Origin of the sequence: Ferdinandcohnia jepli (assembly GCF_047246645.1) — a bacterium.
Classification (GTDB): domain Bacteria; phylum Bacillota; class Bacilli; order Bacillales; family Bacillaceae_L; genus Ferdinandcohnia.
The window spans coordinates 89,191-100,629 of record NZ_JBFOKR010000007.1; the positions used below are offsets into that span (position 1 = coordinate 89,191).

At 36.0% G+C, this 11,439-nt stretch carries 14 protein-coding genes; 10 read left to right on the plus strand and 4 right to left on the minus strand.

Features of this window, described 5'->3' with window-relative positions; all coding sequences use genetic code 11:
- Nucleotides 1-74: 74 nt before the first annotated feature.
- Nucleotides 75-809, minus strand: coding sequence for a hypothetical protein (locus AB3M96_RS08910; protein WP_412967239.1), 735 nt, complete (start codon nucleotides 807-809; stop codon nucleotides 75-77).
- A 216-nt stretch (nucleotides 810-1,025) separates the two neighbouring features.
- Between AB3M96_RS08910 and AB3M96_RS08915 the strand changes: the two genes are divergently transcribed.
- The 4 genes from AB3M96_RS08915 to AB3M96_RS08930 all read left to right on the plus strand — a co-directional run bounded on the left by AB3M96_RS08915 (nucleotide 1,026) and on the right by AB3M96_RS08930 (nucleotide 3,651).
- The gene (locus AB3M96_RS08915; RefSeq protein WP_412967240.1) at nucleotides 1,026-1,910 is read left to right on the plus strand and encodes a LysM peptidoglycan-binding domain-containing protein; all 885 of its coding nucleotides are present in this window, start codon (nucleotides 1,026-1,028) and stop codon (nucleotides 1,908-1,910) included.
- Nucleotides 1,911-2,258: 348 nt separating this feature from the next.
- Nucleotides 2,259-2,759: a DoxX family membrane protein gene (locus tag AB3M96_RS08920; protein ID WP_412967241.1), complete on the plus strand. Its 501-nt coding sequence runs from the start codon at nucleotides 2,259-2,261 to the stop codon at nucleotides 2,757-2,759.
- 206 nt (nucleotides 2,760-2,965) lie between these two features.
- Entirely contained in the window at nucleotides 2,966-3,265 is a 300-nt protein-coding gene (locus tag AB3M96_RS08925; protein WP_412967242.1) for a nucleotide pyrophosphohydrolase, read from the plus strand.
- 131 nt (nucleotides 3,266-3,396) lie between these two features.
- Entirely contained in the window at nucleotides 3,397-3,651 is a 255-nt protein-coding gene (locus AB3M96_RS08930; RefSeq protein ID WP_412967243.1) for a GlsB/YeaQ/YmgE family stress response membrane protein, read from the plus strand.
- A gap of 54 nt (nucleotides 3,652-3,705) precedes the next feature.
- On the opposite strand, the gene AB3M96_RS08935 is transcribed toward AB3M96_RS08930, so the two are convergent.
- Entirely contained in the window at nucleotides 3,706-4,155 is a 450-nt protein-coding gene (locus AB3M96_RS08935; protein WP_412967244.1) for a staygreen family protein, read from the minus strand.
- A 276-nt stretch (nucleotides 4,156-4,431) separates the two neighbouring features.
- On the opposite strand from AB3M96_RS08935, the gene AB3M96_RS08940 reads away from it, so the two are divergent.
- Nucleotides 4,432-5,484, plus strand: coding sequence for an LLM class flavin-dependent oxidoreductase (locus AB3M96_RS08940; protein WP_412967245.1), 1,053 nt, complete (start codon nucleotides 4,432-4,434; stop codon nucleotides 5,482-5,484).
- 124 nt (nucleotides 5,485-5,608) lie between these two features.
- Nucleotides 5,609-6,091, plus strand: a complete 483-nt coding sequence (locus AB3M96_RS08945) for a hypothetical protein (protein WP_412967246.1) — start codon at nucleotides 5,609-5,611, stop codon at nucleotides 6,089-6,091.
- Nucleotides 6,092-6,138: 47 nt separating this feature from the next.
- On the opposite strand, the gene AB3M96_RS08950 is transcribed toward AB3M96_RS08945, so the two are convergent.
- Nucleotides 6,139-6,453 carry a phage holin family protein gene (locus AB3M96_RS08950; RefSeq protein ID WP_412967247.1) on the minus strand — a complete coding sequence of 105 codons (315 nt, stop codon included), beginning with the start codon at nucleotides 6,451-6,453 and terminating at the stop codon, nucleotides 6,139-6,141.
- A 225-nt stretch (nucleotides 6,454-6,678) separates the two neighbouring features.
- On the opposite strand from AB3M96_RS08950, the gene AB3M96_RS08955 reads away from it, so the two are divergent.
- The 4 genes from AB3M96_RS08955 (at nucleotide 6,679) to AB3M96_RS08970 (ending at nucleotide 9,842) form a co-directional block, all read left to right on the plus strand.
- Nucleotides 6,679-7,419 carry an ABC transporter ATP-binding protein gene (locus AB3M96_RS08955; protein ID WP_412967248.1) on the plus strand — a complete coding sequence of 247 codons (741 nt, stop codon included), beginning with the start codon at nucleotides 6,679-6,681 and terminating at the stop codon, nucleotides 7,417-7,419.
- Nucleotides 7,397-8,458, plus strand: a complete 1,062-nt coding sequence (locus tag AB3M96_RS08960; protein WP_412967249.1) for an ABC transporter permease — start codon at nucleotides 7,397-7,399, stop codon at nucleotides 8,456-8,458. The genes AB3M96_RS08955 and AB3M96_RS08960 overlap by 23 nt, the downstream gene beginning before the upstream one ends.
- A 23-nt stretch (nucleotides 8,459-8,481) precedes the next feature.
- Nucleotides 8,482-9,150 carry a TetR/AcrR family transcriptional regulator gene (locus AB3M96_RS08965; RefSeq protein WP_412967250.1) on the plus strand — a complete coding sequence of 223 codons (669 nt, stop codon included), beginning with the start codon at nucleotides 8,482-8,484 and terminating at the stop codon, nucleotides 9,148-9,150.
- Between the two features lie 305 nt (nucleotides 9,151-9,455).
- A complete protein-coding gene (locus AB3M96_RS08970) occupies nucleotides 9,456-9,842 on the plus strand; it encodes a hypothetical protein (protein WP_412967251.1) in 387 nt (128 codons plus the stop codon).
- Between the two features lie 194 nt (nucleotides 9,843-10,036).
- Here the strand turns inward: AB3M96_RS08970 and AB3M96_RS08975 are convergent, their stop codons facing one another.
- Complete coding sequence (locus AB3M96_RS08975; RefSeq protein ID WP_412967252.1) at nucleotides 10,037-11,221, minus strand: SLC45 family MFS transporter; 1,185 nt, start codon at nucleotides 11,219-11,221, stop codon at nucleotides 10,037-10,039.
- Nucleotides 11,222-11,439: the final 218 nt, after the last annotated feature.

Below are 11,439 nucleotides of genomic sequence, written 5' to 3' on the forward strand. Positions count from 1 at the left end.
CGTTTAGACCAGCTCCAATAAAAAAAGCCCCTACCAATAGGTAAGAGCAGTAAAAAAAGAAGAGGTATTATAGGTTAATCTATGTAGTCTCCAACATCTCCCATAGAATCTAAGTGGCTTGCAATCATAGCGATAATTGTACCAGCTTCCTCTTTACTGAAAATAAAGTTTGTTTCATCCTTAAGTAATTGGTCTTCTTCTGTCCAAATACGATTTATTCTTTTTAAAACGCCATCACCAGTTTCTTGAATCACTCCGAATTGGTAGGTGACCTCCACTTCGTTCTCCTCATAATAGGCAGTTACTTCAGGTGTTTCCCATTCCACATCAATCTCATCGTAAATTGTAACCTCGCCGTTATCTTCTAATTCTTGTAGTTCTTCATCGTCCATATAAAGGATATCATCGTCATCTTCGTCATCAGAAACATAAACTAATTCAGTATCTCCAGTATAGTCATCTTCTTCAACTGTGTATGATACTTCACCCATATCTCCATTCATATAATTATGAAAGCTTTCGTGAACAGCATCAACAATGTCCTCGATGTCCGGTAACACTACTTTGCTTAGATGACCAGTTTCAGGGTCAACGGTTTCCATATAAAATTCTTCATTATTTGGGTCGAAAAAGAGAGAGCAAAAGTAGTCTCTTTCAATATCAGCTTCCACTTCTGTAAAAAACTCAATCCGAGGATGCTTTGAACCACGTTCTACTGACATTTGTCCAACTTGATCATATTTCTCACATATTGATTCAAGATTATCCTGTAATTCCCCAATGACTCTGTCAAACCATTCTAATGACATGAAAAATCCCACCTTTCAAGGTTATTGTTTTTAGTATTACCCTACTGGTTGGAATTTCAGTTCGTTATACGACGGAAATATTTGGATGTGTATTTGAGAATGATTCACATGGAAATTAAAGGAAATCCTTACTACCAAATAAAGTAGCTGAAATAATGAACAGTTAACCTTCTCAACTGCTCATGAATAAGATATAGGCAGATGAGGAGGAAAAATATGTTATATATAGTACAGGCGGGAGATACATTGTTTGGAATTGCCAACAGGTATAAAAGTAGCATTCAATCAATCATTGGGGCTAATATTATTTGTAACCCGAATTATATTTTTATAGGACAGCCATTGATAATACCAAATCCAGAAGTTGATTTACCAAAGGCGGGCGGCTCACCTTATTATGTAGTTAATGTGGGTGATTCGTTATGGTGTTTAGCTTCACAGTTTTCACAAAGTATCCAGGTAGTTGCGGAAGCAAATCAGATAAAAAACATTAATCAGATATATGTTGGCCAGGAATTGCTTATTGGAGTAAATCAGCCAAATCCTACTGAATTATTTGAAACATGGAATATCACTGAGGATGAATGCGAGTTTTTAAACTCTGCTGGATTATATGGGGTTTATTATCTTGGTTCTTTTCTATGGGAATCACTTGGAATCCGAGCGTTGCCATATCTTAAGAGATTACTCACTCATCCTTGTATGGAAGTACGTTATCATGCTGTAATGAGTCTTGGAAGAATATCAACGGGTGGTGAGACATATACACTTCTATTACAGGCAACTCAAGATCCTGACCAAAATGTTGCGGAACTAGCATCATTGGCTGTAAAAAGATTTCAACTTGTACAAAGATGGTCTAAGAGGGTACACGTTGTAACTTCAGATACGCTGCTATTTAGAAATATAGATGTTAGTTCTTCAAGCACAAGTATTTCAAGAGGAACACCAGTTATTGTTATAAGATGGTATATTCCAAGCCCAACTGGAGAGGTTATACCACCGGGAAGATTGGCTACGTTTGAGTTAATACAAAATCTTGAAACCGGTGAGGTTGGATATATTGAAAGAGTTGGCTACGGTGCGATACAGCTTTTGTAACTGGAGTTTATAGAACAATATGTATTAAAAACACGTTCAGGAGTGAGTACAATAATTTGGATATCGCTCCTTTTTATTGCTCCTCGTTCGTGTGGACCGTCTATTCTAATAGGGCTGCAATGGCTTTTCAAAACATAAAATTAATTAACCACTATTGCTAACTTATTAAATGTGAATTATTTGTGAAGTCTATTGTATTTAGTGTAAATCTGAAGTATAGTAAGAGTGTAGAAAGTTAGTGAAACATTTCACAAACTACTACAACTAAAGCTGACAGCTATTATACCATTATTTTTTTACTAACATTTGTGAAAAACTTCACAATATGAAATAAAGGGAGAGATTATGATGAGAACATTCTTAAAAGGACCTAAAATGGCAGTACTTTGGACAATAATACGAATTTGGCTAGGAATTCAGTGGATTGAGGCTGGTTGGCATAAAATGACTGATGGATTCGATGCAGGAGGCTTCTTACAAGGAGCCATTGCACAAGCTGGTGGAGATCACCCGGCAGTACAAGGATGGTACGCGGCATTCCTTGAAGGTTTTGCAGTACCGAACGTAGAGTTATTCAATGTGTTAATTCCTTGGGGAGAAGTATTAGTTGGTCTTGGATTAATACTAGGTGCTGCAACAATTCCGGCACTTATCGCAGGTGCATTCATGAACTTAAACTTCTTACTTGCAGGAACAGTAAGCACAAACCCAATACTAATGACTGTAGCGGTAATACTACTATTTGTTGGAGCAGCAAGCTACCACTACGGAGTTGATAGATTCGCAATTCCATTCATTAAAAAACAAATGAACAACAATGAAACTGAAAACACAGTAAATGCTGCTTAACTTGAGAAAGAAGGTTTCCTATACAGGGAACCTTCTTTTTTGGCAGATAGGAAAGCATAAAATTCTTTCCTATCTGCATAAGTGTAACTACGGCTCTGCGGTCGCCTAAAGGCTAGGCAATCGCCGAGTTTTCTAATAGAAAAATATAACCAAACCCTTATCGAGTGATAGAATAGGATATATTACATAATTTGGGGGATGTCTTTATGAAAGAAATGACAAAGAAAATTATTGAGTTTTGTGATGAAAGAGGTTGGACTCTATATCATAATGAAAAGGACTTAGCCATTTCCGTTTCAATTGAAGCAAGTGAACTTCTTGAAAACTTTCAGTGGCGAAGCAGTGAAGAAGCAGTCTCAGAGACCAGGCAGAATATTAAGGAAGAAATGGCTGATGTTTTGATTTACCTACTACAATTAGCAAATAAGATGGATGTTGATTTAGAAGCGGAAGTATATAAGAAAATGGAGAAAAATGCATTAAAGTATCCGGTGAAAACCGTTTAAGGGTATTCCTAAGCAAAATTGAAGGGAATATCTTAGTAACTATATTTATCTGCCTAATAATCATATATTAGTGTTAATGTCCATACCGATAAAAGAAAGAACGCATAAGCTATCAAAAAAGGAGAATACTCATGGACATTGTTAGTTTAGTTCTTTCAGCAATTATTGCAATGATAATTGGAACGGTAGCCGGAAAATTATCACCGTTTGATACACCTGGTAGCTGGGCGGGAGCAATTGTAGCTGGCTTTATTGGTGCTTGGCTCGGACCTCTCTTATTTGGGGCATGGGGTCCAATGATAGCAGGTTTTTCTTTAGTCCCAGCACTATTAGGAGCTATTATTGTTGTTGTAATATTGGGTGCAATATCAAAAGCTTTAAAATAACTAAAAACTACCTGTCTACTCCATTAAAATGGAAGAGGATAGGTAGTTTTTTTCTCAGATTTTATAAGTTAGAAAGTGCCCCCAATTTTCACTTTTGTTGTATTGTGGGTAAGAAGACATAAAAGTAACAATAATAGGTGCAAAGTCTAAATGAGGATATGCGGCAAATAATCTTCTATCTCCATAACGAATTGCTTTCAAGGCTAAGGGTAGTTCACGTTTGAAAATAGAGTATCTAAATGCAGCTGTATTTTTATCGATATTTTCACCTATATATAAATAAACGTGGTAATAATACTGTCCATTTGTTAATCTCCATTCTCCAAGTACTTCATCTCTTTGAGAATTGATTTTATCTAAAGCGTATTGTAGGCCAAGGGTTAAAAAGAGTTCTCCTGTAACATCTGAATGGGTAAGAGTGTATTTTCTTTGTAATATAGGTGATGTAGCTGTAATTCCATTTCTGAACTCTACAGAGAGCTTGTTAGGATCGAATTTGCTCACTTTCTACACATCCCTTGATTTAAATTGGATTACATAAGTAACTATTTATTCAACTATAACTTAAGACAGATAATTCCCTTAAGCTTAATTGATATAGGAATGTTTCCTTATGATATTTATAGTTTATTAATATGTTGCAGGTTGTAGAAAGTAGCTTAATTTTAAATTCCGATTGCATGAAATTTGCCTATGCGAAAACTTTAATAAATAATAGAGATAGTAAAAAATTACTAAAAATACGATATATTCGTTAAGGAAGAGGCTGGAGGGACTTAATTGGAAATAGGAATAAGTACATTCGTAGAAACAACACCTGATGTAAAAACAGGTGAAGTGATAAGTCACGCACAAAGGTTACGTGAAGTGGTTGAGGAAATTATACTTGCTGATCAAGTTGGTTTAGACGTATTCGGTGTTGGCGAACATCACCGCGAAGATTATGCAGCTTCGTCTCCAGCAGTAGTGCTAGCTGCAGCTGCTCCTCAGACCAAAAGGATACGGTTAACAAGTGCTGTTACCGTGCTTTCTTCTGCGGATCCGGTACGTGTTTTTCAGGAATTTGCTACCCTTGATGCCGTTTCAAATGGGAGAGCAGAAATCATGGCGGGCAGAGGATCATTCATCGAATCTTTTCCACTGTTTGGGTATGACTTGACAGATTACAATGAGCTGTTTGAAGAAAAATTAGACCTTTTACTTCGAATTCGCGAATCTGAAAAAGTAACCTGGCAAGGGAAGCACCGTCCTGCTATTACTAATCTGGGAGTCTATCCAAGGCCGGTACAGGATCCACTTCCTGTTTGGATAGGAAGTGGCGGTAATTCTGAATCTGTTGTTCGAGCAGGCCTGCTAGGTTTACCACTTGTATTAGCAATTATCGGAGGTAGTCCATCTCAATTTGCACCATTAGTTGAACTGTACAAAAAGGCAGCTGCGCATGCGGGTCATGATGCTTCAAAGCTACCTGTAGCATCGCATTCACATGGTTTTATTGCTGATAGTACAGATGAAGCGGCAGATAAATTTTATCCATCAACGCAACAAGCAATGAATAAATTAGGCCGTGAACGCGGATGGGGACCTTATACTAGACAAACCTTTGATTATGCAAGAAGCTTTGATGGAGCTTTGTATGTTGGAGACCCTGAATATGTAGCTCAAAAGATTATTCACTTACGCAAAAACGTAGGGATAACTAGGTTTATGCTACACGTACCCGTTGGAACTATGCCTCATGACCAAGTTATGAGAGCAATCGAATTACTTGGGAAAGAAGTTGCCCCACGTGTACGCGAAGAAGTTGCGAAATGGGAAGCAGAAAAAAAATAACAATAAATAGTAGGGATCCACTGTTTTTTTAATGGTGGGTCCTTACTTTTTTGAGTGGAAAAAGGAGTATGCCAAAGATTGTAGAAATAGTATTAAAAAGAATTAATTTTTAGGGAGAGAATACATGAGTAATCAACAAGGAAGTCTATCACACAAACATCTAGCAGTAGATTGTTTTAATAAAACCTGGGATTTGTTGGACAAAGGAAATCGTAGTCTTATTGAAGAAGAACAAATGGTTCACCTTTGTCATACTTCCTTTTGGCATTGGACACAGGTAGATGACCGTACTCCTCAAAATATATATATTGGGTATTGGCAGCTTTCTAGAGTTTACTCGGTAGTTGGAAATGGCGGACAAGCATTATATTACGCGGACCAATGTGTGAAAGTGAGTACTGAAGCAGAGCTTCCTCCATTTTTTATTGCATATGCTTATGAGGCTCGAGCTAGAGCCCAGCTTGTTTTAAAACAATTGACTGAAGCAGGGGAAAGTTTAGAACTTGCCGGGACATTCATTAACTTGGTAAAGATTGAAGAAAGTAAGAAACTAGTCGAAACTGATATAGTTGAATTAGGGAAAGAACTATCAGGTTTAGTTCAATAATTTAAATAGTTCAGAGCAACCTTTTGTAGGGTTGCTCTTTCGTGTATTTACATGTTTTTATCAGTAAATGCTTGCTGTTCTAGTTCTACAGTTTTCTTCTGTTGTCTTTCTGTTCTTGCTGTAGCCGTTTGTTTAAACATTTGATGTCCAAACACAGCGACACCTGCAGCTAAGATACCGTTTATTATTGCATCAATCGAAAAACCAAAGGAATAGATTCCAAAACCTAAAGAAGCCCCAAACAGGATCCATAAAATCGACCAATTTGGTACCTTAGGTGTCTGTTTTAAGGCGTAACCCAACACCCATAGTACAGGAATAAACATATGATAATTTTGATCTAGAAAATCACCTAATTCCATGTTTTTCACCTCCTAAAACTCGTACTATTTCACTGATATAGTATGAATAATAACGTCGAATTGCTTGTTCATATGTAACATTAAAAAAAGTTTGGCTATTGCCTAGCAAAAAAAATTTTAAAAAATTGAAAGTTACTACTTATTTTGATATTGACCAAATTGAGTGTTGGGAAGATAATAAGTGAGTAAGCACTCACTTTTTTTGTAAAGAGGAGGCAATTTTAGATGGATAGTGTAAAAGTTGAAAAAGTTAATAAGAAATACGGCAAAAAGACAGTTTTACAGGAGATCAGTCTTACAATCCCAGAAGGGACAATTTATGGATTCATTGGTCCTTCTGGTGCAGGAAAGACAACGTTAATAAAATTGATTGTGGGTATGGATTCACCTGATGATGGGGTTATACATGTTCTAGGTAGGAAAGTACCAAATCTTAAATTATTCCAAGATATTGGCTATATGGCTCAGTCAGATTCCCTTTACACAGAGTTAACTGGTAGAGAGAATCTTTCCTTTTTCGCATCACTCTTTGGCTTATCAAAATCAGAAGTAAAAAAACGAATTGATTATACCTCTCAGCTTGTTAATCTAACAGATGATTTAACCAAAAAGGTTTCAGCATACTCTGGGGGGATGAAAAGAAGATTGTCGCTAGCTATTGCCCTTATTCAAGATCCTAAAATTATCATTTTAGATGAACCAACAGTTGGAATCGATCCAGAGGTAAGGCTTACTATTTGGAATGAACTATTCCGATTGAAAAAAGAAGAAGGAAAGACAATTATTGTGACTACCCATGTAATGGAGGAAGCCGAACGATGTGACTTTATTACTATGGTTAGAGATGGAAGAATCTTAACAATAGGAACTCCGAAGGAATTAAAAGAAACGTATCAGGTTGATAGTTTTGATGAAGTTTTCTTACAGGCGGGGAGGGTTACAAATGAGAGTCTTGGCATTAATTAAGAGAATTATTCAGCAATTAGTACGTGATAAACGTACGCTTGCCCTGTTATTTGTTGCGCCTTTACTAATCTTATCGCTAATGTACGTGTTATTTAATAGTGAAGCCAGAGAACCGAAACTAGGGGTTTATCTACAAGATAGTACCCTTATTCAGGTACTTGAAGAAGCAGAAATTAATGTAACTGAATATGAAGAAAAAGTAGTTGTAGAGGAAGTAATTCTAGATGATGATCTTGATGGCTTTCTTATACAGGACGCTGATAGTGTCAACCTTACGCTAAGAAACAATGATCCAACTTCAGCTAGGGCATTACAAATGAAGATTAATCAAATCCTTGCAGCAAATGTTCAAGCAAATCTTGTAAAGCAACTACCAGAAACGATAACTTTGCCGAATATAAAGCTTACTACTAAATATGTTTACGGAAGTAGTGAATCGGCATTTTTTGATATTCTTAGTCCTATACTAATTGGGTTCTTTGTGTTCTTTTTTGTATTCTTAATATCAGGAATCGGCCTTTTAAAGGAGCGAACCACTGGTACACTTGAGCGATTATTAGCCACACCCATTCGAAGAGCAGAAATTGTCACGGCCTATTTAGCGGGCTTTGGGCTCTTTGCTGTTATTCAAACAATTATTATTGTTTTGTATGCTATAAATGTGTTAGATATAACACTTGTAGGTTCTATCTGGAATGTACTACTTATTAATTTACTGCTTGCATTAGTAGCGCTTTCACTCGGTATATTATTATCGGCGTTCGCTGCCTCGGAATTTCAGATGGTTCAGTTTATCCCGATTGCTATTATTCCACAAATTTTCTTTTCAGGAATTATACCGCTGGAAGGAATGGCCAATTGGTTACAGGCTATCGCTAAAGTAATGCCTTTATACTATGCGGCTGATGCTCTTAAGGGAGTTATGTATATGGGCTATGCATTTAAGGATATTATTTTTAACCTCGGCGCTTTAGTACTATTTGCGGTGATTTTTATTGGGTTGAATTTAATCGCATTGAAAAAGTACCGTACATTATAGGTTTACGTAAGGAAGTGGGATTTTTGTCAAAGGATAATATGCTAGATGCATTAATAGAACAAACAAAACGATCAAAAAAACAGACAGATAAGCAACAGAAGATTGTTGAAACGGCTATAAAAATGTTTGCAGAAAAAGGCTATGCCAATACATCCACGAGTGAAATCGCAAAAATTGCAGGTGTGGCGGAGGGAACAATTTTTCGTCACTATGGAACGAAAGATAACTTGTTATTATCCGTTATCCTGCCTTTTATTAAGGAGGCCCTGCCAAGCATGGCCGATAATGTATTTAAAGAAGTTATAAAAGATGAAAGTATAAAATTTGATGATTTCTTGAGAGGTCTTATTAAAAATCGAATAGAATTTGTTATGGAAAATCGAGAAATCTTCCAAGTCCTTGTAAAGGAACTAATGTATAGTGAGCAACTTAGGAAAGAGCTTTTTCCTCATTTTTCAGAGGTCATAGTTAAGAGAATCTCTACATTAGTTGAAAAATATAAAGAGCGTAGAGAAATCATAAATCTACCAACAGAAACACTAGTGAGAATGTTTTTTACGCTATTTGGTGGCTATCTTGTTTCGAACTTTATCTTATTTTCAAATCGCCAAGAAATAAATGTTGATGTAGAAGTTGAAAATCTCGTTATGTTTGTGATGAACGGTATCGGCTCGAAAAACCAGGAGATGTAAGTCAACGGGTTCCGATAAGGGAGAGTAACATTACCATTAGAATATGAATTAGCAGCTAATTCGCATTGCGATTGGTCTGCTTTTTTTATTGTCATATTAATTTATAATGAATTAAAATTTGAAATAACTGTACTTTTAGCATACCTGTTTTTATGAGAACAATTATTATTGTCCACTATAAAATATCTGTGCCAAAATACAAGCAAGGGATTCCAGAGAAAAATTTTGAAATAAAGGAATTTTGTATCTGAGATAAATTTAGTAACAATAATCAATCAAATACGTCTAACTAAAGGGGTGTCAAAATGACTAAATTTATAGTAAGCCTAATACTGATGGTATTTTTGTTCAGTTTATCAGGTTGTGATAGTTCGGAAACCAATACCTCGGTTTCGAAGCATCCAGATGCAGAAGAAGTATTGCGTCTTTATAAAAATGCAGATATTTTTCAATGGGAAGGGTTAATTTATAAAACAGATATTGATTGGGTAAATGAATTAGAACTTTCAAAGAAAGAGTTGATTGGCGAGATAACAGAATTATTTACAAACGAAGACACAAACTCATTTAAAAATGGTATGGCAAACAAATTACCAGTAGGAGCAAAAATTTATTCAACAAACGAAAATGGCATTTTGATTGTAGAATACAAAGATGAAGAAAAGTATTATTTAGCCTTGGTCGAAGGGTAAAAAGGGTTAGGTTTATATTTGAAGACAGCTTTGGATAATACCGATGCTGTTTTTTATGATTTAGTATATTTTTCAACTGATTTCTTATCGCTATTTACCTTGCCATTTTACCTAATTTAATTGATTTTCTCTCTCAAAACGGAACCCTTTAGAAGTGAGTCCTCTAGCTATATGACAACATTGCTAAGTACGCCCTATACATCTTCCTTATATTCATTCCCCGTCTCACGATCTGTGACCCTACTAATACATACTAATGCCAAGAGAAGGCTGCATGCTGCCGTTATGAATAAGACACTAAAGCCAAATAAATCAATAAACAACCCAATAGTAGGGGGAGATACAATAGCTGCTAAAGAGGAGACCAGATAATATAAACCGGTCCTTGTTCCAAAACTGTTACTGCCTCCGGTCGAAATGATAAACGGATAAGCATTAATATTAACGCAAGCCCAAAATAAGCCGCCCATAAATAATATTGTCCGCAAGTATAATACTGACTCAACCCAATTAAGCAATGTAAATGAAATAATTAAACCAATTATTCCAACGATGATTACCCTCTTCTTTCCGAATTTTGCTCCAAGTAATCCACTTGGGATAGCTGATATTACGAAACTAAGCGAGAAAAATGTTAAGGAAAAGGCAGAAGCACTCTTAGATAATCCAAGTTCATTGACTCCGTATAAAGTAAATAATGCTTCCATCCCTTGAATGGCAATAAACCAGAAGAAAATGGCTGCTAGTAAAAAAAGGGTAGAATTATTTAATTCTTCCTTGTAATTTATTTTTGGGATGGTTGTTTGTGAATACGTTATCGCATCACGATGTTCTTTTATTTTTGTGAAAAGGATCCATAATACAAGGAGAAACACAACAGCGACTGCAAGGAATGGGAGAGACTCGTCTTTACTAAATAAAAATGATCCGGCACTAAACGCAAAAATGGCGCCACAGCCACCCATAAAGTTGATAATTCCATTTGCTTTTGTTTGCTTGTGTTGGGGAGTAATATCTGGCATAAGTGCAATCGTTGGGGAACGAAAAATGGCCATAGATAAGTTCATACTTATCATGAAGATAAGTAACATAAGTAGACTGGTATGAAAGGGAATAAGTGCAAAAAACAACGAAGCAAGCGGTATTCCAACTAATATATAAGGCATACGTCTCCCGTAACGTGTACGTGTACGGTCACTGCGCCGACCAATATATGGCTGTAAGAAGAGTGCAATGTAATTATCAATAGTCATAAGAAAGCCAATTAAAGCTGTACTAGATAGATAATTATCTAGAAAAAAAGGCACAAAGCCATTATACAAAGACCATCCAAGACTGATACTGAAAAATCCAAATCCTAACAGCCACGTTTTTTTCATAGAGACGCTCCTCGCTGATATATTCGTACTAGATAGTAAAAAAGAAGTACTACTAATAGTATGCAAGGGGGGTTCCTCATTTGCTTGGCTAATGGAAAGTATAAAAAATACTTTCTAAACGTAAAAGTGAAGCTATCGCTTTGCCATTGCTCTTTTCTATATATCTCATTTATTGTCTAGGCCTTGGTTTTAAATGCTTTTATGCAATAATATTTTCA